This is a genomic window from Caballeronia sp. dw_19, assembly GCF_018449515.1.
Classification (GTDB): domain Bacteria; phylum Pseudomonadota; class Gammaproteobacteria; order Burkholderiales; family Burkholderiaceae; genus Caballeronia.
Genome location: NZ_JAAVUQ010000018.1, coordinates 137,072 through 163,501, shown reverse-complemented (window position 1 = coordinate 163,501; position 26,430 = coordinate 137,072). Strand labels below are relative to the sequence as shown.

The following is a 26,430-nucleotide window of genomic DNA, read 5'->3' as shown; positions in this document are numbered from 1 at the left end:
ACCCCGGAACCGACCAACCCGGCATCAACCCCGACCACTAACCCCAGAACCGCCCCCCGACACATCAAGCACCGCCCAGCCCCCTCCCCCCACTACGAGAAGTCTTTCACATTCCCTTCAGTCGCCACTCGATCACCTTGCGCAGCCTCAACAACGACTATGGGCGCAGGTTCATTGATCCATGCTTCAAGAAGCGTCGACGTAACCGCAAGAATCACCGGCCCGACGAACAGACCGACAATTCCAAACGCAAACATGCCGCCCAACACACCGGCCAAAATCAATAGCATCGAAAGGTTCACCCCACGCCTGATCAGAATCGGCCGCAGCAAACTATCGAGCATGGCGACCGCAACCGACCAGATCAGCAGCAAAATCGCGGCAACAGTCGAGTCATGCATAAAAAGCCACGCAACACCGCCAAGCAAAGGCAACAACGGCCCGATCTGTGCCAGACACAACATCAGCATGACCGCGGTCAATATCCCGGCAGCAGGGACGCCAGCGATCCACAGACCGATCCCGCCCAGTGCAGACTGCGCCACCGCCGTCACGACAATCCCAAGCGCAACCGCGCGAATCGCCAGCCCCGCCAGCTTGACAGCTTCCGCACCACGCTGGGCGGCAAGCCGGGTTGCGAAACGCGTAACGAAGCGGCCCGCTGCTTCACCCTGGCTATAGAGAATCCCCGCAATGATAATCGTGACGAACATGTGAATCACGAACACGCCCACGGCCGCCGCATGACCAAGCATCCAGCGCGCGACGATCGTCAAATAAGGTTCCAGCTTCGCCAGCAGGCCCCCCGGCCCGGCGTCCGACAAGGTCTGCCATTCACGCGCAACACGCTGCCCGGCCAGCGGAACCTCGCCGACCCAGCCGGGCGGCGGCGCCAGCGCATAGCTGGGCAGGCCCTTGATGGCTCCCATGATGTCGCCCGCGTGCAAGGCCAGTGTCGAAATGGCCTCATAGAGCGGCAGCGCGATCACGACCAGCAAGATGATCAGCATCACTGCAGTAGCTATCCATCGGCGATTACCGACTCGGCGCTGCACCGCCAGCATCACGGGCCAGGTGGCAACCACGATGGTGGTCGCCCAGATGAGGCCGGGAATGAAAGGCCGCAGAATATAGAGGCTGCCGATCGTCAACGCGGACAGGATGACAATAACGAACAGAATGCGGGCAATATCGACTGGTTGACGCGGGGTCATTTCGTGTTCCTGACAAGAATATCCTGGCCGTGCCTGAACGCGCGTTCCAGACACCCAACAGTGGATTCGGCCGCACGAGCCGCACGGCGAACCCGATGCTTGATTTAGTTTACCGGCTATTGGTTTCCGACAATGTGCCCGACTCGAACACATGATGCCGGAGGCTTCCGCAAGAGGTCACCCCAAATGCGCGGCGAAGCGACTTTGACAGGCTTCGCCCCGGATGTCGATATCTCTCAGGAGCTGAATGTGGTCATGTTGTCAAACTTCATTGCATGGGCCGCGACGTACGACACGTTCGCATCACCTTATACAGGAAATGAGCACGGCACTCAGCAGTATCGTGAACGCGTCGGTCGGGTCGATGCGCGGCGCGCTGGTCCGCCAGCCGCTGAGTTCACGCGATCGAAAAGGAAGCCGTGAAACGGGAAATTCCGCTATGGCCGGTGACATCACGAGTCACGTACTTGCCGGGCGCCAGCGGCAGACGCACCAGGAAATGATCGTCGGACGCACCGATGGACTTGTTCACGCCGTCGAACCTGAAGCTGAGGCGATTTGCGCGATCATCATCGGCGCCACGCTTGATCCTCACGCCGACAGGTCTACGTTGATAACCCGTGTGATAAGTTTTTTTTTGAGCGTGACGGTCATCAACGCGTGCGACAGCGAAGTGAAAATGTTCCAAAAACTTAAATAAATATCACCCGTTAACACAACCAGCGTAGACAGGTATCCACGACCATTAAAGCCTCATTGTTCCGGTCTCGGCGAACCGCATGTGCAGACCGAACGCGGTCGCCAGGTCGTGCGGCGTGTGCCCGCCGAATCTCAGCGCGTCGCGGTAATAGTCGCGCAGCAGGTCACGATACGACGGGTGCGCACAGTGCTCGATAATCTGCAGCGCCCGCTCGCGCGGCGCCAGGCCCGTCAGATCGGCCAGCCCCATTTCCGTCACGATCACATCGACGTCATGCTCGTTGTGATCGCAATGCGGCACCATCGGCACGATGCTGGAGATCGCACCGTTCTTCGCCATGGACTTGGTTGCGAAAATGGCATAGGCCGCATTACGCGCGAAGTCTCCCGAGCCGCCAATCCCGTTCATCATGTGCGTGCCGCCTGCATGGGTGGAATTCACGTTGCCATAGATATCGGCTTCGAGCGCCGTGTTGATCGCAATCAGCCCGAGCCGCCGGATCACCTCCGGATGGTTGCTGACCTCCTGAGGGCGCAACACCAGCTTGTCGCGGTAGCGCGAGAGGTTATCGAAGACCTGCCGTTGACGGTCTTGTGACAACGTGATCGACGCGCCGGAGGCGAACGCGACCTTGCCTGCATCCATCAGTTCGAAGGCCGAGTCCTGCAACACTTCGGAATAGATCGTCAGCGCGTCGAAAGGCGAGCTTGCGAAGCCGGACAGCACCGCGTTGGCGATCGTGCCAATGCCCGCCTGCAATGGCGGCAGCGTTCGAGGCAGGCGCCCGCGCGACACTTCGTGCTGAAAAAACTCAATCAAATGGCCCGCAATGCGCGCGGTGTCCTCGTCGGGTTTCTCGACCGTGGAGGGACTGTCCGGGCAGTGGGTCACAACGATCGCGGCAATCTTCCCGGGCGTTACATCGATCGACTGCGTGCCGATGCGCTGATCAGGACGCACAATGGGCAGAGGCTCGCGAAGCGGCCTGTCAGCCGGCAGCCAGATGTCGTGCAAGCCTTCAAGCGAGGCGGGCTGCGCCAGATTGATTTCGATGATCACCTTCTGCGCGCAAGCGGCGAACGTCGCTGAATTGCCAATGGACGTGGTCGGGACAATGCCGCCGGTCTCCGTGATGGCGGCAGCCTCGATGATCGCGATGTCCATCGACCCGAGGCGATTCGTGCGAAGCAGTTCCACCGTCTCGGACAGATGCTGGTCGACGTACATCACCCGGCCGTCGTTGATCGCGCGGCGCAGCGTACTGTCAACCTGAAACGGCAGTCTTCGCGCCAGCACACCTGCCTCGGTCAGGATCTTGTCTGTGTTGTGTCCGAGCGAAGCGCCCGTGATCAGCGTGATGCGCAACGGCTGGCTTTCGCGTTGCGCGCGCTCGGCAAGCGCTGCGGGCACCGCCTTGGCATCCCCGGCGCGCGTGAAACCGCTCATACCGACCACCATGCCGTCATGAATCAACTGCGCGGCGTCGGCACTCGACATGATTTTACTGAGCAGTGCTTTGCAATGAATGCGGTCTTCGACCATTTGAATGTTCCTCAGGACCGTCGATCGCAGGGTGCGTTCGTTCTGGTCAGATGAGCGGCGACGCGGGCGCTTGCCGGGACGTCGCGCAGATCAGCTTCCGCCGAAGAAAAGGCTGCAATAGCTGGCGGGTCCAACGCATTCGTCCGGCTTGCGCGCCACATGAGATACCTGGGGTACTTCGCGAACTGCCGCGCCGGCTGTATCGGTTGCAACCGTTCGCTGATCCTGTTGCGCCGCTTGCGTGTTTGCCGCGGCCGCCGCACTCACCGAGCCCGATTGCGCATAGGCAGCCGACAGGACAAACCACGAACAAACCACCAGCGCACTCTTCAATAATTTCATTTCATGTTCCCTGTTTCATTACTTGCATGCAGCAATCAATTCGCCGCCGAGGGAAATATATGACTGTGTGATGGGTTGATTAAGGGGCCGTGGTGTAACGCACCCTTCCTCATCTGCGGACAATAGGCACACGACTATTTGCCACGGCGCGGACCACGCCGGTCAGCGCCGATGGAACGGCGCATCGCGATCGAGCAACGCCGTGCGAATGGAATGTAGCGACGCCACCATGCGCCCCACTTCGCGCCCGTGGCCATGCGCAACACCCATCCCAAGGCTTTGTTGCGCCGCTTCGAGCGCCGACACCACTGCCCCAAGCGCCTGAAGCCGATGCTGATCGGTTGGCGCGGTGAAGAGCAGCGAAACTGCCTGCCGGAAGGACAGCATGGCCGCGCGCCAGTGCCCTTGTTCATCGATGGAGACGCCGGACGCCGCTTCACGCAGATCGATAACCGCCTGGCCCACTTCGAGTGTCGCCAGCATCCATCGCAACGCGCGCCGATGTTCCCGCGACCTGTCGGCAAGCAAGCCACGCAACTGGTACATCAAGTCGTGCGTGCTTGCGTGAAAACGATGATTCAATCCAACGAGCCTACCGTGGCATGCGCGCGCTACCTGAGCCCGCAGCTCGCGTTGAGTTCTTTCAACAAGCCATGCGGCATTGGGCGGACAGACCAGCGCGAAGCAGAGCGACGCGGCCAGCAACGCGAGGACCACTGCAACGCCGTTATTCATCAACGTCTCCGGGGCATAGCTCGTGACATTGTCCGGCCCCGCGAGCAAGCAAAAGAACACGAGAAACCCCGTCCCAAAGCCGCCACCATGCCGATGCGACGCCACATAAGCGCCCAGCACGACGACTGGCGCGAGGACCGCGCACAGCAACGCGAAGCCATCGATGGCGGGATATACATAACGTGTCAGCCCACAGCCAACGACCACGGCAAGCGCCGCACCGGCAGCCATTTGCAACGCGAGCCGGGACGGCCGTGCAGAGGTCGCGCACAAACCGCAAGCGAGCGTGGCCGCAATCACGGCCATGCCACCGCTGGGCCATGCTGTTGCAATCCAGAAGCTGCCGATCAGCGCGACCGTCGTTGCGGTCCGCACGAACGAGGCAAGCACGACACTGAGATGCGTGCGCGCCACGTGCGGATAGGTTACGCGATCAGGAAGCGCGAGCGGCTCGTCGTGTTTCCAGGCGGCATGCGTGCGGGTGTACCGGGCGAAGTCATCGACGAAACGAAACAGCAGTTCGATGGCGGTATCGAAATCGGGCAGCAGTGCGGGAACGTCCGACTCCATCCGTGCGCGTGCGGTGCGGATGGTCTCCTGCATACCGGCCCGGAAGCGCTGCAAGGCCCCGGTGAACTCCGCTTCGTGGTTAAGGCTGTCATGCGTTCGTAAGAGAATCGCAAGCGTGTCGAGATGCGCGGAGATAAGGGTGATCAGCGTGGCGCCATCGTTCGCCAACATACGCCTGAGCAACTGATGCAACCCATGCAGGCGCGCGCAGGCATCGAGGAATTCGCTGTTGAGCCGCGCAAGACGACGGCTTTGTGCACGCATGGCCGGCGTCTCATACGCGGCGTAACGAAGCTGGGCATCGAGGGCAATGGTTTCATCGACCCACGCGCCAAAGCGCTGCTCGAACGCGCCTCGCCCAACGCTGCGGCCGAGCACGTTTGCCGCGAAAGCTTTAAAATCCTCATCCCGCCGACGCAAACCCGCCGCGAATACGGCGCTCGCGCGCAAAGGCATCATGAGCGCGCTGATCGCGCCTGAACACAATATGCCGAGCGTGACTTCGGCTGTGCGGTTCAACGAGGCGAGCAACAAACCGTTCGGATCGTCCACGGCCGGTATGCCAATCAGCGCCGCCGTGTACCCTGCCAGCACGAAGCCGTACCACCTAAAGTGACGATACCTCACAGCCAGCGCCGTACAGACGGCAACCCATCCAGTCAGACCGGCCATGTAGGCCTCTGGCTGCTGCACAAACACCCCTCCGAGCACCAGAGCCGCGACCGCACCCAGCAGCGTGCCGAACAACCGGTAGACGCTTTTTGCGAGCACCATGCCCGCCAGCGGTTGCATGAGCACGACGGCCGTGGTCATCGCAACACGAGGCTGCGGCAACTGAAGCAGCATCGCGAGGCCCATCGCGCTCGCGACGGCCATGAATGTTTTCAGCAGATGCAGCCAGCTGGGCGCAGCGGTCGCGAGCCAGTCGCGGGCGGCATCTTTCACCCGATCCAACGCGCTCTCGGGCACCTCTTCGTCGTTCATGAACCAGCACGTTTCCTTGGGCCAGCGTTAGGCGCGGGCAGCTCGGGCGTGCTTCATGCAATCACGCGAGCCGCCATGCGAAGGTGCCGATTGTATGGAGCCGGCGTCGCCGGATTAAGCCGCCGCGCCACAACCCGCTTCTCCGGATTTCGCAACAATGTCTGCGTGCCGCAGGCAGACAATTCGGCCCTCTTCGCCAACACAAGGTTCTGATGGATACGCTACAAAACATGCGCGTCTTTGCGCGCGTGGTCGAATCGGGCAGCTTCACGGCAGCCGCGCTCAGCATGAATTCAAGCACCGGCGCAATGTCACGTGCCGTCTCCGAACTTGAAGAGCATCTGCGCACTCGCCTCATGACGCGCTCCACCCGCAAGCTCTCGCTCACGACAGCGGGCGAGCGTTATCTGAAACGATGCCTGCAGATCCTTGCAGACATAGACGGTGCTGAAGAAGAGGCAAGCTGCGCGCACGAACATCCGTCCGGGACGTTGCGCATGTTCAGCTTCGCGAGCATCGGACAGCATTACGTGCTGCCGGCGATTGCGCAGTATCGGCGGCAATATCCGGACGTCTCGGTCGACCTGACACTGTCGCAACGCATGCCTGATTTGTTCGAGGGAACCAGCGACGTGGCGATCATCTCGGCGGCGTCGCTGCCCGACTCCGAGATGGTTTCGCAGCCGCTCGGCGCCACCTTCAGCATCTTGTGCGCATCGCCTGAGTATGTACGTTTGCAGGGTATGCCCGAGCGGCCTGCTGATCTCGCGCAGCATCAGTGCCTGACGCTGCATACGCCTGCATTTCCGGCCAATGAGTGGACACTCGACGGTCCCGACGGCGTTCAGACGATGAACATAAGCGGCCCGGTGCAAGTGAATATTGCAGAGTCGCTCGCGGTGGCGATTCGCGAAGGCCTTGGCATCGGCATGCTGCCGCTGTATGCCGCCGTAGAGGGCTTGCGCAACGGCTCGCTGGTCCGCATCCTGGACCAGCACATTTTGCAGAAGACGAATATCTATGCGCTTTACGCGTCACGCCGCTTCGTCGATGCAAAGACGCGAACGTGGATTGATTTCCTGCGCACTTACCTGCCCGCCATGATCGCGCGCGATGAAGCGGTTCTCGCGCATGTCGCCAGCACCAAGTCAGTCAAGGCCGACGAAACTTTCCCACCCGATTTCATAACAATGCCTTCCGGACAGATATCTTAATCTTAAAGGTGCGCTTACCTAGACTTGAGTCACCGGTTGCGAACAAGACTGCTCGCACCGGACCAAGACCTAAACGAGAGGTAAGTCATCATGAAGTCCCTGATTCAAGCCGTTATTGCCGTAGCCGTGCTTTCCGCACCTGTTGCATCGTTCGCTCAGTCGAACGCGCCGGTCACCCGTGCGCAAGTTCGCGCGGAACTGAACCAGCTTGCACAAGCCGGGTATCACGCGGGTGATGGCGATAACACGCGTTATCCCGAGGACATCCAGGCTGCGGAAGCACGCATTGCCGTTCAACACAGCGCGGCGACCGGCGCAGCAACCAGCTATGGCGGCAGCGCCAACGGCACATCGGCTTCGGGTCGCCCCGGCGTATCGGCCGCTGACTGGAACGCGATGTACACCCGTTAAGATGGACACCCGTTAATCAAGTCAGCCGCTGGTTTCCGGCGAAAGCCCGAACTGATCGGGCGGTTCCCGCGCCCCGATGCGCGGGAACCGCCGTTGAATAAACTGCGGTCGTGATCGAACGCATCACGCCTCTGACTCAGCACTCGACACCTTGTTCCGGCCGGCCGCCTTCGCGTTGTATAAGGCCTCGTCCGCGGCTTTGATCACCGTCGTCAGATCGTCGTCCATTTGCGGTTCACGGCTCACCGCGCCAATACTGGCCGTCACGCATCCATACTCGCTGCCCGCGTGCTCGATATGGCATGCGCAAATAGCGGACCGGATCTTCTCCGCGATCAGCGAAGCGCCAAGCGCCGATGTATCGGGAAGCACGACAATAAACTCCTCTCCTCCATACCGTGCAGCGCTGTCGGACGGACGCCGGATATTGTCGGCAATACAGCGTGCGACCGCCGCCAGGGTATCGTCGCCGGCCTGATGGCCGTAGGTGTCGTTGTAAGCCTTGAATCGATCGATATCGACGAACAGCAGCGACAGCACGCTCCGCGAGCGTTTCGCGCGACGCCACTCAAGTTCAAGTATCTCGCCAAGACTGCGGCGGTTGTTCAGTCCGGTCAGGCCGTCCGTTCTCGCGAGCAATTCCAGCGCCGACTCAGCCCGCATGCGCCGCCGCAATTGCATCCCGAGCAAAATGGAGAGCGCAATGAACGCCGCGCCGAACACGGCCATCAGCGACCCGATCGTAAGAGCACGGCGCCGCCATGAAGCGTAGATATCCGTCTCGGACGCCGCCACCATGATGATGAGAGGCGCGTGCGGAAAGTTGGCAAACCAATACAGGCGGCGATCACCATCGATTGACGACTTTTCGATGAAGCTCCCCTCCGGCGCCAATAAAAACTGCTTGAACGTAGCGGCGTCCTTGATGTTTCGCCCGATAACACTGGGATCGTACGGCTGCCGCATCAGCATGGAGCCGTCGCTTCCGATCAGCGAAATCGATCCGCGCGGACCCAGCGACAAGCCGGCGAACAAGTCGTGAAAATACGCGATATTCACCGCGAGAAGCACGATCCCAGCAAACGATCCGTCCGGGTTGGAGAGCCGTCTGCTCAGGCCGATGCTTGGCGTGCCGTTGCGCAAGCGAGACAGGTACGGATCGCTTACATAGAGACCCGCATGGGGATTGTCGCGTTGAACCGTGAAATACGGCCGGTCGCTGAAATTACCCGCTCTTGGCGTGTCGCTGCCGGAGTCGATGACGACGTTGCCGAGCGTATCGATCACCAGCATGGAACCAAGATATTTCGCGCTGGCTGCGCGGTCGAAGAGTACTTCGCGGCGCATGTGCGGCGACAGGGCCATCACGTCCGCTTGTTGAAGCCCATCGACCACGGCTTGCAGCGACAGTTCGTAAAGTTCGAGATTGCGTTCTATATCGCGCTGTGCGATGACGGCGATATCACGCAACGTGTCGCGGGTATGCTCCAGCGCATCCTGGCGACTCTGATACAGGACCACGCCGCACAGGCCCACCATGACAACTGCAATAAAAACGCCACACGAAGCGACAGCAACGGATGTCGACAGACCACGCTTGATGCGGCTCACGATGCCGACGCAGCTGGATTGCTCTGCTTTTGTCATTATGGTTACGGTCTTTCCTGCTTGATAGAGGACACGGTTCCCGTCCCTGGTCCCGCCGGATCAGCTTCGATGCATCCGCGGATCTCACGCTCAACTAATGTCAGACCGACATCCCGCCGCCAAACCTCCATGCGAAGAACATCACTATCCGCTTCATACCTCGCGTCACTCTATCAGTACTACCGCTAACTACCGGCTCGGCGGTTCATTTGCCATGCCGTCATGCACACGCCATTATTGGCGGGCGGGTTTCCAACGGAGAACGCGCCACCCCACCGCTGTTTCCCGCGTTACGAATCATATTCCATCAACCCCGTACCCGGTGTTTCCGTGGAAAACCAGGCTCATAAGGAGGCGTCGATGTTCCAACCGCTATTTCAAGTCCATGAAGTGACGCAAGACACCAAAGAACTGGCAACGGCGCGCAAGATTGCGGCAATTGTCGCGGCGCTCACGCTTCCCGCCATTGCACATTCACAACTTGCTTACCACGCGCTGCCTGCTGATCTGGAAGCGAAGCTGGCTGGCTATCTTCAGGGGTTTTGCCTGCCGATCTGCGCGGCGTGGCAAATTGAAGACTCCGGTGTTCCGCTCGTGGCCGCCGGCCTTGTCATCGCATTGATTTTTCCCGATAACCCGGCATCGTTCACCCAATCGATCGACAGCGCGATCATGAGTTCGGAGGCTTTCGGCAAAGGCATGGAGGCAGGCCGCCGCGACGGCGAACTTTATCGTGCCACCGGACGTAAAGGCACCGGGCTATTGCAGATATTAGCGAGCGATTTCCGGGAGTTTTGCGACTATTCAAAAGTTGCCGCGGACGTGTCTGCGTAAGACTGCTTGACCCTTCGCGTTTATCGCGGATTGCATCGGCATCGGATTGGCGCCGGATTTGCAATCGGGGGAAATCGAAGCAGAAAACCGCTTCGAGGGGCGAGTGTTGTCCGCCGTTTCGACATTGGGCCGCTAATCGCCGGCCAACCGGTTTTGAGGTTCAACGCAGCGCGTTAGAAGATCCGGCGTACGGAGTACGAAACACCATCCGCTAACGTGCAAGATTGGGCGCGAAAGCGCATGACCCGCAACCGCTAACCCCGGAATCACGTGCAATCCGGCGTTGGTCACGGCGCGCTTATAATCTTGCGCGGCACCGGGCTGGGTGCAGCGTTCCGACTACGCCACGGTTTGCTCCGAAGCAAACCCAGGGCGGACAGGTCAAGCCGCATTGTCAGGCACGTGGCTAGCCGGTTCAATCGCCTGTCCAGGACTGTCCCGAGATTAAACAAGATAAAACAGGCCGGCGCGGCATCGTTCGCGCCGGCAACCCCTCATCGACTGAAAGAGTGACCATGACCATTTCCATGTACAGCACGTCCGTCCCGGTTTTCAAGCAGATGCTGACCGCCCTGTCCGACGTGCTCAAGAAAGCAGAAACACACGCCGCCGAAAAGAACATCGACCCGAACGCGCTGCTGCAAGCACGTCTGTTCCCGGACATGTTTCCGCTGGTGCGCCAGGTGCAGATCGCCGCTGACTTCACCAAAGGCGTGACCTCGCGCCTGGCCGGCGTGGAAGTGCCGTCGTGGCCCGATACCGAAGTCACGTTCGCCGATCTGCAAGCACTGGTGTCCAAGGCGCTGGCTTACATCGGCACGTTCAATGCCGAGCAATTCGAAGGTAGCGAAAACAAGGAAATCGTGCTGCGTCCGGGTACGCCGAAAGAGAAGAAGCTCGCCGGCAGCGCCTACCTGCAACACTACGGCCTGCCGCAGTTCTTCTTCCACGTGACGACGGCGTATGCAATCCTGCGCCACAACGGCGTGGATATCGGCAAGCGCGACTACATGGGCGCTTATTGATCGAGCTATTGATCGAGCGCATGGGCATCAGGCCGCAACGGGCTTTGACGCTGTCCGTTGCGGCCTGACTGACCGCCAATCGGCAATCGCCAATAGCGCTCGCGCAGACGCACGATCGTTCAGAGCTTGTCGATCTCCGGGGGCGCTTGGGCGAATAGTTGCGCGCATAACTCGCGGCCTGCTTCGCTCAACGCGGCCGTGGGCGTATTCGCGGCGGTTTCACGGGTGGTATCCGGATCGGCCGGATCCAGCAATGCCGCGTCGGACAGCGCGGTCAAGTGACGTCTCAGGCTGCTCATCGGCACGCCTGATTGCTTCGATAACTTCGCCAGCGACCACGCCCGTCCGGGGGTCTCCCGCGCCGCCCGCCATAGTTGCGCGAGAATCGCGATCAGCGCCGGGTCGATCTCATCGTCCATATTCTTAACCTCCAATTTTTTCGCGCGCCATGCCGGCGACCAGTTCGCCCAGCGTCTTCACCGCCGCTTCCGTCTGCGCGTTCCAGGGGTAACTGTAGTTGAGCCGGATGAAATGACGGAAGGCATCGCGCGATGAAAACATGGTGCCAGGTCCGATCGTGATCCCGAGCGCGAGCGCGGCTTCGTAAAGCAGCATCGAGTCGACATTACCGGGTAACTGAACCCACAACACATAGCCGCCCATCGGCGTTGACGTCTGCGTGCCGGCGGGAAAGAAGCGCGTGACCATTGCAATCATAAGGCGTGCCTGCTGCCGATACACCTTGCGCACATGCCGCAGATGACGGTCATAACCGCCCTGCCGAAGGTAGTCAGCCACCGCAACCTGCGGCACCGAAGGGGTAGTCAGCGTGTTCAGGAACTTGAGCTTTTCCACTTCGCGGCGGTAGCGCCCGGGCATCGCCCAGCCGATCCGGTAAGACGCCGTCAGGCTCTTCGAAAACGACGCGCAATGCAGCACCAGGCCCTTTTTATCGAAGTTCTTGAGCGCGGACGGACGGGCTTCACCGTAGTACAGCTCCTGGTACACATCGTTCTCGATCGCCGGTATTTCATGGGCGGCGAGCAGGCCGACAAGCCGCTCTTTGTTCGCATCCGACATCACGAAGCCCAGGGGATTCTGGAAGTTCGGCATGACCATGCACGCGGCGATCCGGTGTTCGCGGATGATGATCGCGAGTGCGTCGATGTCGATACCTTCGGCCGGATGCGTCGGCACTTCGATCGCCCGCATGCCGAGGCGCTCGATTGCGTGGAGCATCGCGTAATAAGTTGGCGATTCGACCGCGACGGTGTCGCCCGGTTTCGCCACGGCCTGCAAACTCAGGTTGATAGCCTCGGTGGCGCCGACGGTGATTACAATCTCGTCGGGGTCAACGGGCACGCCGTTCTCCGCGTAACGCCGCGCGATCTGGCGGATCAGTTCGGGGTTGCCGGGCGGCAGGTCGTCCATCAGGTTCCAGCTTGAATGTCGGCGCGCAATAGCGTTCGCCAACTGATTAATACGACGCCAGGGAAACAGAGATGGGTCCGGATAAGGCGACCCCAGCGGCGTGGCGTCCTGCGAGCGGATGGAGCGAAGCGTGGACAAGACCAGGCGGCTGACATCGACTTTCGATGCAACCGGCGGTGGCTGCGAGGCGGCCTGACTGACCGCTTGCGGCGCAGGCAGTTCGCGCACGAAGTAGCCCGACTGCGGCCGGGTTTCCAGCATGCCCCGGCTCTCCAGCAGCGCGTAGGCATGCAGGACCGTCTTTATGCTGACGCCATGCTGGGCGCTTGCCTGACGCACCGACGGCACACGCTCGCCCACGGCGAACACGCCGCGTCGTACGGCTTCCTCGATCTCGGCCGCCAGTTTTTCGTAGAGCGTCACGGTAGGTGAATGAGCAAAAGGGGTTGGCCGAGCCCGGCAAACCCCAAACTGTACTCCTCGTTTATCTATTTTTCTGTATACCGCGTTATTTTCGGAACACAGTAGTCTCGGATCATTGGTGAAAACCCTCATGGATCCGCGGCAGGCATTGTGAAAAAACCCGAACCTCGCATTGAACCGTACACGCACCCCGCAGCCGGCTGGGGCGCGCTCAAGTACGTCGCCCTCAATCTCCTCAAGGAGAAGGTCTCGGGCGGAAATTACCGCACGCTGTTCGGTCAGAACCAGCCAGACGGCTTCGATTGCCCCGGCTGCGCGTGGCCGGATCGCGAACATGCGTCCACGTTCGAATTCTGCGAAAACGGCGTGAAAGCCGTGGCGGCCGAGTCCACCAGCAAGCGCGTCACGCCCGCATTCTTCGAAGAACATACCGTCGAACAGTTGATGGCGCAGTCGGATTACGAGCTTGAACAGCATGGCCGCCTGACCGATCCGCTTGTCTACGACGCAGGACGTGACCGCTACGTGCCCATTGCGTGGGACGACGCGTTCGCGCTGATCGCGGACCACCTGAATCGCCTCGATAACCCCGATCGCGCCGCGTTCTATACCTCGGGCCGCGCGAGCAACGAAGCCGCGTTCCTGTATCAGCTATTCGTGCGTATGTACGGCACCAACAACTTCCCCGACTGCTCGAACATGTGCCACGAAGCGACGAGCCGGGGTCTGCCGGGAACCGTGGGCGTAGGCAAGGGAACCGTGACGCTCGAGGATTTCGAACACGCGGATACCCTGCTGCTCTTCGGCCAGAATCCGGCGACGAACCATCCGCGGATGCTGGGAGAACTGCGCGAGTGCGCAAAACGCGGCGCCACGATCGTCTCGATCAACCCGCTGCGTGAACGCGGTCTCGAACGCTTCGCGAGTCCGCAGCATCCGGTCGAGATGCTCACGGGCGGCAGCACGAAAATCAGTTCGGTGTTTATCCGGCCGAAAATTGGCGGGGATTTTGCGTTGATCAAAGGCGTGGCCAAACGCGTGATCGAACTCGACGATGCAGCGCTCGTGCAAGGCTTGCCGCGCGTGCTCGATATCGCGTTCATCGCCGAGCATACGGTCGGTTTCGACGCCTTCGCCGAAGACCTGCGCGCCGAAAGCTGGGATGCGATCGTGGCGGAATCGGGCGTGCCGAAAGATGAAGTCCTGCAACTCGCCGATATCTACGCACGCGGGCGTGCCGTCATCTCGACGTGGGGCATGGGTCTTACGCAGCACAAGAATTCGGTGCCAACCGTGCAGCTTCTCTCGAACCTGATGTTGATGCGCGGGAACATCGGCCGGCTGGGTGCGGGACTGTGCCCGGTGCGCGGGCATTCGAATGTGCAGGGCGACCGCACGGTTGGAATCGAAGAGCAGCCGACGCAAGCGTTCCTCGACCGGCTCGGCGCCGCGTACGACTTCGAGCCGCCGCGCGAACATGGCTACGACGTCGTGCGTTCAATCGAAGCAATGCTCGCCGGCAAGCTGAAGGTGTTCATCGGGCTGGGTGGCAATTTTTCGATTGCGACGCCTGATACGCCGCGCGTATGGGAAGCCATGCGCTCATGCGATCTGACCGTGCATATCACGACCAAGCTGAACCGCAGCCACCTGATTCATGGCCGCGATGCGCTGATCCTGCCGACGCTCGGCCGCACGGAAATCGACATGCAGAACGGCGTGGCGCAAGGCGTGAGCGTGGAAGACTCCATGAGCATGGTGCACATTTCGTACGGCATGAACCGCCCGGCTTCGCCGAACCTGTTGTCGGAGATTGCGATCGTCGCGCGCATGGCGCTGGCCACGCTCGGCAGCGCCAAGGTTGACTGGCTCGCGCACGCGAACGACTATGCGCTGATTCGCGACGGCATCGAGAAAGTGATCCCTGGCTTTGAGAATTACAACGAGCGGCTCAAGCATCCGGGAGGATTTCATCTGGGTGTGGCATCGCGCGAGCGCGTATGGAATACGCCGAGCGGCAAGGCACAATTCCTCGTGCACAGCATTGAATTCGATACCCCGATTCATCGTGCGCGGACAGTTCACGGTGAGCGGCTGATGACGCTCATGACCACCCGTTCACACGATCAGTACAACACGACAATCTATGGTCTCGATGACCGTTATCGCGGTGTGTACGGCCAGCGGCGCGTGTTGTTCGCCAATCAGTTGGACATTGAGATGTTGGGGTTCGAAGCAGGTCAACGGGTGGATATCACGAGCGTATGGGACGACGGCGTCGAGCGGCGCGCGGATAGTTTCCTGCTGGTCGCTTATGACATTCCGCGCGGTTGCCTCGGCGCGTATTACCCGGAAACGAATCCGCTCGTGCCGCTGTCGAGTGTTGCCGATGGCGCGGGGACGCCGACGTCGAAGTCCATTCCGGTGTTGTTGTGCGCCTCTTCCGAGAAGCAACTCGAAGCGGCTTGATGCCGGAGCGCGTTGCCCTTTCGCGGGTACCGCGCGCACCTTGATCATGTCGTAAAGGGCTTGCGTCGGATACGCGCCTTTTTGCACGGCGAGCCGCGGCACCGCCGCCGCGGCAATACGCTCGGCCACCAGCCCGACCGCCGTCGAACTCCACTAAACTTCTACAACGACTGCAAGCCGAGCCCATTCGCGCCTCGGTGACGACAACAAACGCCCTGAACGCCGAGGATGCCGATTTTCATAAGAAAAATGAACCCATTAGAATAATAAATTCCTTTTACGCAGGACATCTGCGGTGCGTAAACTAGCGGCCCATACCCCTTCCCGCAGAGAAACCCCCCCTATCTACGCAAGACGAATCCCCCTTGCAAATGCTGCGCACCTCTCCGACAGCGTGCGACGACGGACAGGACATCGGCTTGCAAACCTTACACGACCACTAATGGTTTTATAACCGGCAACGCATGTTCACCCGCGTTAGAACCTGCGACCGGTTGCACTCATGCTGTACCTTAGTCAAATCGAGTCGAAGCTTGAACATTGACGCCCGCGGTGTCCGGCTACTGAATGAAGCCCGTCGAAACCGCGCGGCACTGTCATCTATCTATCGAGGAATTACACAGTGAGCTGGTCTGCCAAGCAATATGTAACCTTTGAAAACGAGCGTAATCGTCCCATACGCGATCTGCTCGCTGCCGTTCCGGACATCGATGCGCGCACTGTCGTGGACATAGGATGTGGTCCCGGCAATTCGACCGAAGCGCTCATAGCGCGCTTTCCCAACGCTACGGCAAGCGGATTTGACAGCTCACCGGACATGATCGAAGCAGCCGCCAAGCGGCTGCCGCAAGTTCACTTCGAGATCGCCGATATCAAGACGTGGAATGCCCCCGGTCCGTTCGATGTGATCCTCGCGAACGCAGTGCTGCAGTGGTTGCCCGATCACGCCAGCTTGTTTCCCGCGCTCGTCGCGAAGCTTTCACCTGGCGGCAGTCTCGCGGTTCAGATGCCGGACAATCTCGAGGAGCCGGCACATCGGCTGATGCGTGAGGTTGCAGCCGACGGCCCCTGGGCCGGCAAGCTCTCGGAGGTTGCAAAGGCCCGGACGCCGATGGCCAGTCCGGCGTGGTATTTCGAACTGCTTCGTTCTTGCGGCGCGAAACCGGATGTCTGGCGGACTACTTATCATCACGCGCTGGCGGGTGGCGCGGACGCGGTCGTCGAGTGGTTCAAGGGAAGCGGTCTGCGGCCGTTTCTGGAACCGCTTGCTGAAGATGAACGGCTGGCGTTTCTGGAGCGTTACAAGACGGCGGTTGGGCTGGCTTATCCCGCGTTGGCGGACGGGACGGTGCTGCTGCCGTTCCCCCGATTGTTCGTGATCGCCGTCCGCTAGGCCTGGAACTGGAATTGACCGTTGTTCGCATCGGCGAACCCGGTAAATCGCTCATGGACACACGCCTAGAAACCCTCGCGCGAGCCATTTCGAAAAGCGTATATACTGTTTATACCTTTACTCAACTGGAGATTTCATGCCCGGACCCGCTACGAAGGCCCCAAGCAAGAAGGCTTTTCATTTTCCCAAGACGACGGAAACGGCTGCTGCCGAACCGGCAGCAAGCAAACGCAAGTCAACCGCCAAAGCAGCGGTCGAGGTAGCAAAGGAACCCCAGGGTAAGGCCGCGCAAGCGCCTGCTAAAACGAAAATCAAAGCGGCGCCTGTCGAGTCCGCTGCATCCGAAGAAAAAATCAAACGGCCGAAAAAAGAGAAGGTCGTGCGTGACAGCTTTACGATGCCCAAGTCCGATTACGACAAAATCGGCCTGTTGAAGCAAAAATGCCTCGCCAACGGCGTGCACGTCAAAAAAGGCGAGCTCTTGCGGGCGGGTTTGCTCATACTTGAGCGCGCTAACATCGAGCAACTCACTGCGGCTGTTGCCGCTGTCGAGACAGTCAAAACAGGAAGGCCAGGCAAGTCCTGAGCGTACCAGGCGTCCTGAGGCGGCCACTCTGTTTCCGGCCGCCTCAGGACGCATCGAAAAACAGGCCGTGGGCATGAGACCATTAAGCGTAGCCTCCACAAGCTTTGCGGAGTTCGATGACCTCAATGCCATCCTCGCGGCCGGCAGCGCACGCTTTGAATCGCGCACAGTGGGCGAAGTACGCGCCGGCGCACACTCCTTCCCAATCCTTACTGCCGCGATCGGATCGAACGATCCCGAAGCGCCCGCCATTGGCTTTTTTGGCGGCGTACACGGCCTGGAGCGCATCGGTACGCAGTTGATCCTCGACTACATGCGCGCGCTGCTACGGCGCCTCGAGTGGGACGAACTGCTGCACGAACAGTTACGCTCGGTGCGGCTCGTCTTCATGCCGATCGTGAATCCGGGGGGCATGTGGGCACAAACCCGCTCGAATCCGAACGGTGTCGACCTGATGCGCAATGCCCCTCAAAGCGCTGAAGGGCGCGTCCCCTTCCTTGCGGGCGGCCAGCGTATTGGTTCGTGGTTGCCGTGGTATCGCGGTCCGGTCCAGGGGTCTCTGGAACTCGAGAGCGCCGCGTTGCTCGACGTCGTGAAGCAGGAACTCATGAGCCGCCCGCTCAGCCTTGCGCTCGACTGTCATTCAGGTTACGGCTGGGACGACAGCATCTGGTTCCCTTACGCGCGAACGAAGCAGCAAATGCCCCATCTCCCCGAGATGTATCAGCTCAAGACCATGTTCGAACAAGCCTATCCGCATCACGGCTACGCGTTCGAACCGCAAAGCCACCAATACCTGCTTCACGGCGATTTGTGGGACTGTGCCTACGACCAGACGCCCGCGCCCAACGTATTCCTACCGATGACCCTGGAACTGGGTTCATGGCGCTGGATCCGGAAAAATCCCAGCCAGATCTTCTCGCGCCTCGGCATGTTCAACCCGGTCAAGGCGCATCGGGTCGAACGGGTCTTGCGCCGTCACGCCAACTTCCTGGACTTCCTGACCCGCGCGGCGTTTGCATCGAATAGATGGCTCCCCAAGGGCGACGCGAGAAAACAGATTCTTGAGCGCGCCATTGAACACTGGCAGCGAAAATCCTCACGATGAGCACATGGATCTTGCTGCGCGGACTTACGCGCGAGGGTCGTCACTGGGGATCGTTTCCCGAGCAACTGCGTGTTGAAGCGGATTTCAGCGGCGATGCACACAGCATCACGCTGCTTGACCTGCCCGGGAACGGCCGCGAAAACGCGCTGAGCGCTCCACTCGATGTGGCCGAGATGGTGAAGTTCGTCCGCTCGCGTGCGGCCGGTGCCGGGTTGCCGCCGCCGTATCGGCTGGTTGCCATGTCGCTGGGCGGGATGGTCGCGACCGGCTGGGCGCAGCGCCATCCGGAAGAGATCGAGCGGCTGGTGCTCATCAATACCAGCATGCGGCCGTTTAGCGCCATGACCGAGCGCCTTCGACCCGAGGTCTGGCCCGCGCTCATGCGCGTCGCCGCTTCATGGGCGAATCCCATGAAGTGCGAGACGATTGTCCATGACCTGACCTGCAATCGGGTGGACACCCAGTCCGCCGATATCGCCGCATGGGCCGCGATCAGGCAGAGCGCCGGAGTGAGCGCGGCGAACGGTCTGCGCCAGTTGTGGGCGGCGGCGCGCTTTCGTGCCGGCAATCATGCGCCCGCTTGCCCTACGCTGCTGCTTTCATCGAAGGCGGACCGGTTGGTCAATCCGGTCTGCTCCACGCGCATAGCGGCTCGTTGGGGAACAGCTCACGCCGTGCATGCGTGGGCTGGACATGACCTGCCCCACGACGATCCGCTCTGGACCAGCAAGGCGATCGCCGACTGGCTGCGCAACTTGGAAAGTCTGGCGGATAAACCTCCGGTTGTGTCCGCTAGGCGCCCCGATCCGTCGGAACCACCGGCTGCTCTCTCACGGAACCACGATTGCTCACGCTTTCGCTTTGCGATGGCGCTGTACCGTGCCTGCGAGATTCAGGTCATCAGGCATTCCATGCGTGGAAAGACGCGGCCCATCACCGATAAAATCGTGAAACGCACCACGCGAGATTCGCTACAGTGTTCGCCTGCGCATGGCGCTGGGGAGAATGTCCTTGCCGCGCTCATTCGACGCGTCGCTCATATCGACGCTTCATACAGGGGACAGATTTGAATTTGAATCAACAATCCATCAAAATCACCGTGGTTGGCGGTGGCGCTATCGGCGGTATCGTTGCGGCTCGTCTGGCGCGTGCCGGCGTCCCAGTGAACCTCCTTGCGCGCGGGTCGCATCTTGACGCCATACAAAGCAATGGCCTGACTGTCATGGAAGGCGACGACCGTTATGTGGTCGATGTCAACGCGACCGATCAACCCGGCTCGCTCGGGGCGCAGGACCTGCTGTTCATCTGCCTGAAAGGACCCGCGCTGATACAGGCCGCCAGTTCATTGGCGCCGCTCGTGAACGCGGGTACACACATTGTTTCAGCAATGAACGGGGTGCCCTGGTGGTTCCTGAACTCATTCGGTGGCCATCTTGAAGGGCAGCGCCTCGAATCGGTCGATCCGGCAGGTGTGGTGTCCACGGCCCTGCCGCCGTCGCAGGTCTCGGGCTGTGTCGTGCATCTTTCCTCTTCAATAGCCGGTCCCGGCGTGATTAAAAAGGGCAATGGCAACCAGCTTATTGTCGGGCCTGCCGCTGCGGGCGTCACCGATCAGGCGGCCCGTGCTATCGAATTGCTCCGTCTCGCTCAATTCGACGTAACGGCGTCGACCCAGATTCGCAGCGATATCTGGGCCAAGCTGTGGGGCAACATGACCATGAACCCCATCAGCGCGATCACGCGCTCGACCGCCAACGTGATTCTCGACGACCCGTTGACGGCGCAGCTTGTCGTGTCGATCATGGAAGAGGCGCGGCGGATCGGCGAAGAGATCGGTATTGAACTGAACATGACAACACAGGCGCGTAATGCGCAAACACGCAAGCTCGGTGCGTTCAAGACGTCGATGCTGCAGGACGTGGAAGCGGGCCGTGAGCTGGAGGTCGAAGCGATCCTGGGTGCACCTCATGAGCTGGCCGCGAAGGCTGGAATCCCGGTGCCGTTTCTTAGCATGCTGTATGGGCTTGCCGGTCAGTTGAATGCCAATCTGGTCAGTAAGGTCAACTCACCGACGCGCTAGGCATCTGCTCGCTTCATATAACGTTCTCTCTGGTAAGCGCCAGAGCGTAAGGCGAATGCAGCGGCTATGTTCATGTCACTACCTCGTCAAGAATGCCGGGGCATAACGTTGCCGGGCGGGACGTTTTTTTATCGTATCAATGCGTTTGGCAGGCGCTCGCGATAACCAGCGAGCGCCCATGTTCTTGTCAGAAAATCTTGCCCGGATTCATGATGCCGTGAGGATCGAATACCTTTCGAATCTCGCGCATGAGCCGGATTTCCAGCGGGTCTTTATAGCGGCTGAAATACTCGCGCTTGAGTTGTCCGATGCCATGTTCCGCGCTGATGCTGCCGCCATAACGTGCCACTTCGTCCAGCACTTCTGCCGTCAATCCGTCGCCATGAAGCTTGAAGAAATCGCGCGGCGCGCCTACCGGACGCGAGAGATTGTAATGAAGATTGCCATCGCCGAAATGACCGAACACGATCAGGCGCACGCCGGCGTGATGCTTGTCGATGCGCTCGCCCGCCGAGGCAAGAAACGCCGGAATGGAAGCAATCGGCAGCGAGACGTCATGCTTCACATGCGGACCATCGGCGCGCTGCGCTTCGGAGATTTCCTCGCGAAGCCGCCACATGCTGTTCACCTGCGCAATTGATTCGGATACCGCAGCATCAATGCATAACTCGCGTTCGAGCGCCTCGCCAATGACCGTTTCCACAAGCTCGCGCAACGCGGCTTCATCGACGGTATCGGCGAGCTCGATCAGCACGTAAGCCGGATGACGCTCGGCGAACGGCGCGCGCATGCCATCGACTTGTTCAAGCACCATGTCCAGGCATTCGGCGGTGAAGAATTCGAACGCCTGCATGCGCGGGCCGCCACGTTCGAACAAGAGTTCGAAAAGATCCAGCGCCTGCTGCGACGAATTCACGGCCGCCAGCACAACCACGCGCACGTCGTTGCGCGGATAGAGCCGCAATGCCGCGGCGGTGATGACGCCGAGCGTCCCTTCCGCGCCGATCATCAACTGCTTCAGGTCGTAACCGGTGTTGTCCTTGCGCAGCGTGCGCAGGCCGTGAAAGATCTCGCCGTTCGGCAGGACAGCTTCGAGTCCGAGCACCAGTTCCCGCGTCATGCCATAGCGCACGACATTGACGCCGCCCGCGTTCGTCGACAAATTGCCGCCCAACTGGCACGAGTCCTCGGCGGCGAGACTGAGCGGCAGCAGGCGGTGTTCGTCGGCTGCGACTCGCCGCAGGTTGCCGAGAATACAGCCGGCTTCCGCGACCATCGTGTTGCCGATCGTATCGATACTGCGAACAGCATGCATCCGGTCCAGGCTCAGGATCACGTTCACAGGACTGGCATCGGGCGTGGCGCCACCGCACAGGCCCGTGTTGCCACCGCGCGGTACGACCGGGACGCGAGCGTCCGAGCAGAGCGCGAGGGCCGCGGCAACCTCTTCCGTGCTCGACGGGCGCACGACCGCTTGTGCGTGGCCGGTGTACATGCCGCGCCAGTCCGACAGCCACGGTGCGATGTCGTCGGCGGCCGTGATAACGGCGTCGGGTCCGAGCTTGTCGATCAGACGTTGGGGGAAAGAGGAGTCGGTCATTTATTCGTTCGTCAGTGGACTTGGGGTGGCGGCGCTGTTGAGTGCGTCACGTCCGCGGATCGTGAGGTTCAGGCGAGCGGCCGCGTTCTGCAAATGCGAGGTCGCCGCGATGCGCGCGGCCACAGGATCACCGGCGCGGATCGCGTCGAATACGCGCACGTGTTCGCGATGCACTTCATCGGGCAGACGCTGACGCGCGAGCGAATGCGTACGAGCCGTCTGCACCGCCTGGCGGATCTGCAAGTTGAGGTACTGGAGCAGATCGACGTAGTAGCGGTTGTGGGTGGCATCGGCAATCGCGACGTGGAACGCAATGTCCAGCTCCACCGCGTGGTCCGGGGTGTAGAGGTTGTCGGCGAGCGATTTGAGAATGGCCGCCAGCGCGTCAATGTCGGCGTCAGTCCGCCGCACGGCAGCCAGCGCCGCTGCTGCGCCTTCCAGATCGAGCCGCAGCTCATAGACGTCAGCGAGGTCCGCCCGGTCCGCGCCGACCGCGTGAGGGACGCGGAAACCGCCCGTTTCCGTGCGCGCCTTCACCGTACAACCCGCGCCCTGCCGGCTGTCGATCAGCCCATTCGAGCGCAAGCGCTCCGTCACTTCGCGGATGACGGACTGGCTGACGCCGAAGCGCACCGCCAGATCCTTGCCGGACGGGAGCTTGGTGCCTACCGGGTAAATCCCATCGCGAATGTCGCCAGTCATTTGCTGGGCGACTTGCTGAGTCAGGGTTAGGGCTTTTGTCACGGGGCTCCGGGCTTCAGCCGTTTGTTTCAGGTTATCCGGTTTGCATGTTATATGAAAACTTTTGGCGAGTGAATGGGAAAGATCCTGACGTCGCCGAGGTAAGCCGGCTTCCGTTCGCACCCTGCCGCCAGACCGATATTAATTCGGCCTCAGGTACTCTCCCTCGCGACCACCTGAAACTCCACTCGCCGTTTCTCCGAAAGCCCTTCCAACCCGTTCTTGCGAGCAGCCGCCCCAGCCAATAACATCTCGCCCGCGATGCGCCCGATCGCGTAGGGATCGACCGCCACCGTCGAAATGCTCGGATAGCAATATCGCGACACTTCGAAGTCTCCGAACCCGGCCACCGCCATCTGAATGGGAACCGAAATCCCGCGCCGGTGGCATTCCATCAGCGCGCCGAACGCCGACATATCGCTCACGCACATCACGGCGTCAGTATCCGGCCATGCATCCAGCAACCGCGAGAACGCCTCGCCGCCGTGGCTCATGGTCACGGGGGAAGCGCCATGCGCGATCACCCTCGCCTCACCGAGCCCGAACAAACGCAAGCCCTGCCGATACCCCGCTTGCCGGTCCAGGCCGCGACGGTCAAGCCCGGTCGCACCGCCGATAAACCCTATCCGACGATACCCCCGCCCATGAAGATGCCGCATCATTTCGCAAGCGGCATCGACGTTGGAAAATCCCACCGCCTGCTGGATCGGCGTGCGCGGCACATCCCATGTTTCGACGACCGGAACCTTCGAACGCTTGAGCATCGCGCGGGTGGCAACGGTGTGAAACGATCCGGTCAACATCACGCCTTCCGGCCGGTGCGCGAGCATCACGCGCAGCAGCTGTTCTTCCTGCTTCGGGTCGTAGTCGGTGTCGCCGAGAAGAAGTTGCAGGCCATGCGCGGTCACTGTCGCGTTCAGGCTGTGGACAGTATCCGCGAAGTTCGAACTCGACATGGACGGCACCAGCGCCACGATAAACGGCGAGCGCCCGGACGACAGCGTTCCCGCCGATGCATCGGGCACATAGCCCAGTTTCTTGATCACCGCGAGCACGCGCTCGCGCATGGCTACGGATACATCGCGGTCGGCCAGCACGCGCGACACCGTCATCTTCGACACACCGGCCTCGCGCGCGACATCCGCCATCGTCGGCATGAACTCTGACATTGACTCGCCTGATCTCGTTGAATAACGCCCGATATCATACCGCGCGAGCCGGCGCGGATTAACCCGCGGGGGCGCATGGATGCTCTAACTGCCCTTGCCCACGGCGTCGTTAAGCAAGGTCAGATCGCGCTCGCGCGTCTCGGTGGAAAGGAACGTACCGACAAGCGTCAACACGCACAGCACCGCCATATACACGCCCATCACCCAGAACGCGCCGCCCGACAAACCAATCAGATAGACACCGAGCAACGGTGCAATGCCGCCTGATAAAACCGCGCCCAGTTCGCGAGCCAAGGCGACGCCCGAATAGCGATAGCGGTTGCCGAAGAGCTCGGTAAAGTGGGCGCACTGCGCACCAAGCATGCTGTTGGCGCCAAACGCCAGACCACCCACCATCGAAACGGTGACCCAGACCGGATTGCCCGTGCTGATCATCCACCATGAAGGCACTGACCAGATCAGCAGGAAGATCGCGCCGCCACGATAAACCGTCAGGCGTCCGATCCGGTCTGACAGCGCGCCAAACAGCGGCGTGGTGACAATACTGACGATGCTCGCAATCAACGCCCCAGTCGTACCGATCGCAGCGAGTTCGCCTCGCGGCACGCCAATCTTCGTTGCGACAAAACCGCCGAGGAACGCAATCACGATCGTGTTGTAGATAGTCGAACCGCCCTGCTCCGCAAAACGCATCAGCGTCGCCGCAAGCAAAGGACGGCGCGCCGTGGCTATCACGGTTTTCATCGGCGAGCGGATCACTTCGCGCGATGCTTCCAGCTTCGCGAACACCGGACTTTCACGCAGGCGCAGGCGAATCCAGATTGCAACGCCGATCAATACGACACTTCCGAGAAACGGCACGCGCCATCCCCATGAAAGCATGGCTTCGTCGCCGAGCAGCTTTTGCATGGCGCTGAACGTGAACGTTGCAAGCGCCAGCCCGGCGAACACGCCGACGAACGGCAATGCCGCGAAGAAACCGCGCCGCTTGATAGGCGAAACTTCAGCCATTAGCGTCGAGGCGCCGGCCTGTTCCGCCCCCGCGCCGAAACCTTGCGCAAGCCGCAACAGCACCAGCAGTACCGCACCCCATGAACCGGCAGGCAAACAGCCGATCAGCGTAGTCGATGCACCCATGATGGCAATAGTCGCAAGCAGCACGAACTTGCGCCCTTTCCGGTCACCGATCGAACCAAAGAACAGGCCGCCGAACGGGCGCGCGAGGAAACCCGCGCCATAGGTCGCGAAGCTCGCCATCAAACCGGCGGTCGCGCCCAGCGATGGAAAAAAGATATGGCCGAACACAAGCGCGGACGCGAGGCCGTAAATCGCAAAGTCATAGTATTCAAGTGCACTTCCCACGGCACCTGTAAGCGTTGCCCGTTGTAACTGCCGGGCTGAAACGGGTGTGGACGCGATATCGGCATGCTCGTTGCCCGATGGCCTTGGATCGCCTGCGAGGGTTGACGGCTGAGAATTCACTTCTGTCTCCTGATTATTGGCTTACGCCTCTTTATGCATCTACGTTCTAAAGCCGCGCGGGTTCCGAACCGCCGCGCAGCAGATAAAAATTCGTAGTGTTCGCGCGGGCCTCGCGTTGGTTCGCGTTGGCCATGCCGCGTTTGTCATGACGTCGGCGGTACCCGCTCTGTCGTGTCTCTTTTATTCTGGACATCCCGGTATGCTTTTGATACTGTTACCGGTAACAAATGAAAACCAATTTAGCATGAGGAAACAACGTGCGCAAGCCGGATTTACGGGTGGTCGACCGGTATTCAGAAGATGACATGCGTCAATTGGAACGACATGACATCCGCCTGTTTTGTCAGGTTCACCCCAACCGAACCAAGCAAGCATCGGCGGGAAAATCTTCGGGTCCATCCGCGCATGCGGCATGCTGTTCAACATCGCTCGCTGCAGCGTCAGCGACGAACCTGCGCTCTTGCAACATCTGTGCGACCATCGCTTCGGCGGCGCGGCACGCAATGTATTCTGGAATGAACCATCGATTGATCCGTGCTTCGCCGAGCTCGACAACGTCATGCTGCAACCGCACAGATCCAGCGCGACAGTAGAAACCCGTACGGCAATGGCCAGCCTCGTTCGAGACAATCTACAAGCGCTCTTCAACGGCGAACCGCTGCTCACCGAATACACGCAATACACTCAATACACCCGCTAAGCCGCCCAGCCGCCCCCCTACAAAACAAAC

Annotated in this window: 22 protein-coding genes and 2 pseudogenes; 12 read left to right on the top strand and 12 right to left on the bottom strand. The window is 60.6% G+C overall.

What is annotated here, in order from left to right; translation table 11 throughout:
- Positions 1-92: 92 nt before the first annotated feature.
- Positions 93-1,214: an AI-2E family transporter YdiK gene (gene ydiK / locus HB376_RS23325; RefSeq protein WP_213766021.1), complete on the bottom strand. Its 1,122-nt coding sequence runs from the start codon at positions 1,212-1,214 to the stop codon at positions 93-95.
- Between the two features lie 343 nt (positions 1,215-1,557).
- Here ydiK and HB376_RS23320 point away from each other — a divergent pair, with 343 nt between their 5' ends.
- Complete coding sequence (locus HB376_RS23320) at positions 1,558-1,914, top strand: hypothetical protein (protein ID WP_213766020.1); 357 nt, start codon at positions 1,558-1,560, stop codon at positions 1,912-1,914.
- Between the two features lie 45 nt (positions 1,915-1,959).
- On the opposite strand, the gene HB376_RS23315 is transcribed toward HB376_RS23320, so the two are convergent.
- From HB376_RS23315 to HB376_RS23305, 3 genes are all read right to left on the bottom strand, one after another.
- Positions 1,960-3,456: a succinate CoA transferase gene (locus tag HB376_RS23315; RefSeq protein ID WP_213766019.1), complete on the bottom strand. Its 1,497-nt coding sequence runs from the start codon at positions 3,454-3,456 to the stop codon at positions 1,960-1,962.
- A gap of 90 nt (positions 3,457-3,546) precedes the next feature.
- Positions 3,547-3,798, bottom strand: coding sequence for a hypothetical protein (locus HB376_RS23310; RefSeq protein ID WP_213766018.1), 252 nt, complete (start codon positions 3,796-3,798; stop codon positions 3,547-3,549).
- 162 nt (positions 3,799-3,960) lie between these two features.
- Positions 3,961-6,087: an FUSC family protein gene (locus HB376_RS23305; RefSeq protein WP_255631514.1), complete on the bottom strand. Its 2,127-nt coding sequence runs from the start codon at positions 6,085-6,087 to the stop codon at positions 3,961-3,963.
- 212 nt (positions 6,088-6,299) lie between these two features.
- Between HB376_RS23305 and HB376_RS23300 the strand changes: the two genes are divergently transcribed.
- Both HB376_RS23300 and HB376_RS23295 read left to right on the top strand, forming a co-directional pair.
- The gene (locus HB376_RS23300) at positions 6,300-7,301 is read left to right on the top strand and encodes a LysR family transcriptional regulator (RefSeq protein WP_213766017.1); all 1,002 of its coding nucleotides are present in this window, start codon (positions 6,300-6,302) and stop codon (positions 7,299-7,301) included.
- 90 nt (positions 7,302-7,391) lie between these two features.
- Positions 7,392-7,712, top strand: coding sequence for a DUF4148 domain-containing protein (locus HB376_RS23295; protein WP_213766016.1), 321 nt, complete (start codon positions 7,392-7,394; stop codon positions 7,710-7,712).
- Between the two features lie 123 nt (positions 7,713-7,835).
- Here the strand turns inward: HB376_RS23295 and HB376_RS23290 are convergent, their stop codons facing one another.
- The gene (locus HB376_RS23290) at positions 7,836-9,359 is read right to left on the bottom strand and encodes a sensor domain-containing diguanylate cyclase (protein WP_213766015.1); all 1,524 of its coding nucleotides are present in this window, start codon (positions 9,357-9,359) and stop codon (positions 7,836-7,838) included.
- A gap of 360 nt (positions 9,360-9,719) precedes the next feature.
- On the opposite strand from HB376_RS23290, the gene HB376_RS23285 reads away from it, so the two are divergent.
- On the top strand, positions 9,720-10,193 hold the full coding sequence (locus HB376_RS23285; protein WP_213766014.1) for a hypothetical protein: 474 nt from the start codon (positions 9,720-9,722) through the stop codon (positions 10,191-10,193).
- Between the two features lie 515 nt (positions 10,194-10,708).
- Positions 10,709-11,218 carry a DUF1993 domain-containing protein gene (locus HB376_RS23280; RefSeq protein WP_213766013.1) on the top strand — a complete coding sequence of 170 codons (510 nt, stop codon included), beginning with the start codon at positions 10,709-10,711 and terminating at the stop codon, positions 11,216-11,218.
- 119 nt (positions 11,219-11,337) lie between these two features.
- On the opposite strand, the gene HB376_RS23275 is transcribed toward HB376_RS23280, so the two are convergent.
- Entirely contained in the window at positions 11,338-11,637 is a 300-nt protein-coding gene (locus HB376_RS23275; protein ID WP_213766012.1) for a helix-turn-helix domain-containing protein, read from the bottom strand.
- A 4-nt stretch (positions 11,638-11,641) separates the two neighbouring features.
- On the bottom strand, positions 11,642-13,072 hold the full coding sequence (locus HB376_RS23270; RefSeq protein WP_213766011.1) for an aminotransferase class I/II-fold pyridoxal phosphate-dependent enzyme: 1,431 nt from the start codon (positions 13,070-13,072) through the stop codon (positions 11,642-11,644).
- Between the two features lie 150 nt (positions 13,073-13,222).
- Between HB376_RS23270 and HB376_RS23265 the strand changes: the two genes are divergently transcribed.
- A complete protein-coding gene (locus HB376_RS23265; RefSeq protein WP_213766010.1) occupies positions 13,223-15,541 on the top strand; it encodes an FdhF/YdeP family oxidoreductase in 2,319 nt (772 codons plus the stop codon).
- An 18-nt stretch (positions 15,542-15,559) separates the two neighbouring features.
- On the opposite strand, the pseudogene HB376_RS41760 reads toward HB376_RS23265, so the two are convergent.
- A pseudogene (locus HB376_RS41760) lies at positions 15,560-15,703 on the bottom strand (LysR family transcriptional regulator); the annotation flags it as partial.
- Positions 15,704-16,163: 460 nt separating this feature from the next.
- On the opposite strand from HB376_RS41760, the gene tam reads away from it, so the two are divergent.
- The 5 genes and pseudogenes from tam (at position 16,164) to HB376_RS23240 (ending at position 20,708) form a co-directional block, all read left to right on the top strand.
- Positions 16,164-16,934 carry a trans-aconitate 2-methyltransferase gene (tam, locus tag HB376_RS23260; RefSeq protein ID WP_213766009.1) on the top strand — a complete coding sequence of 257 codons (771 nt, stop codon included), beginning with the start codon at positions 16,164-16,166 and terminating at the stop codon, positions 16,932-16,934.
- A 136-nt stretch (positions 16,935-17,070) separates the two neighbouring features.
- Positions 17,071-17,520: a hypothetical protein gene (locus tag HB376_RS23255; protein WP_213766008.1), complete on the top strand. Its 450-nt coding sequence runs from the start codon at positions 17,071-17,073 to the stop codon at positions 17,518-17,520.
- Between the two features lie 73 nt (positions 17,521-17,593).
- On the top strand, positions 17,594-18,628 hold the full coding sequence (locus HB376_RS23250) for a M14 family zinc carboxypeptidase (RefSeq protein WP_213766007.1): 1,035 nt from the start codon (positions 17,594-17,596) through the stop codon (positions 18,626-18,628).
- Positions 18,625-19,377, top strand: a pseudogene (locus HB376_RS23245) (alpha/beta hydrolase); the annotation flags it as partial. The gene HB376_RS23250 and the pseudogene HB376_RS23245, both read left to right, overlap by 4 nt.
- Positions 19,378-19,694: 317 nt before the next feature.
- On the top strand, positions 19,695-20,708 hold the full coding sequence (locus HB376_RS23240; RefSeq protein ID WP_255631513.1) for a 2-dehydropantoate 2-reductase: 1,014 nt from the start codon (positions 19,695-19,697) through the stop codon (positions 20,706-20,708).
- Positions 20,709-20,895: 187 nt separating this feature from the next.
- Here the strand turns inward: HB376_RS23240 and HB376_RS23235 are convergent, their stop codons facing one another.
- The 4 genes from HB376_RS23235 to HB376_RS23220 all read right to left on the bottom strand — a co-directional run bounded on the left by HB376_RS23235 (position 20,896) and on the right by HB376_RS23220 (position 25,700).
- Positions 20,896-22,308, bottom strand: coding sequence for an FAD-binding oxidoreductase (locus HB376_RS23235; protein WP_213766006.1), 1,413 nt, complete (start codon positions 22,306-22,308; stop codon positions 20,896-20,898).
- Positions 22,309-23,052, bottom strand: a complete 744-nt coding sequence (locus tag HB376_RS23230; protein WP_346730554.1) for a FadR/GntR family transcriptional regulator — start codon at positions 23,050-23,052, stop codon at positions 22,309-22,311.
- A 149-nt stretch (positions 23,053-23,201) separates the two neighbouring features.
- Positions 23,202-24,197: a LacI family DNA-binding transcriptional regulator gene (locus HB376_RS23225; protein WP_213766036.1), complete on the bottom strand. Its 996-nt coding sequence runs from the start codon at positions 24,195-24,197 to the stop codon at positions 23,202-23,204.
- Positions 24,198-24,302: 105 nt separating this feature from the next.
- Entirely contained in the window at positions 24,303-25,700 is a 1,398-nt protein-coding gene (locus HB376_RS23220; protein WP_346730553.1) for an MFS transporter, read from the bottom strand.
- 412 nt (positions 25,701-26,112) lie between these two features.
- Between HB376_RS23220 and HB376_RS23215 the strand changes: the two genes are divergently transcribed.
- A complete protein-coding gene (locus HB376_RS23215; protein ID WP_213766005.1) occupies positions 26,113-26,400 on the top strand; it encodes an NAD(P)-dependent oxidoreductase in 288 nt (95 codons plus the stop codon).
- Positions 26,401-26,430: the final 30 nt, after the last annotated feature.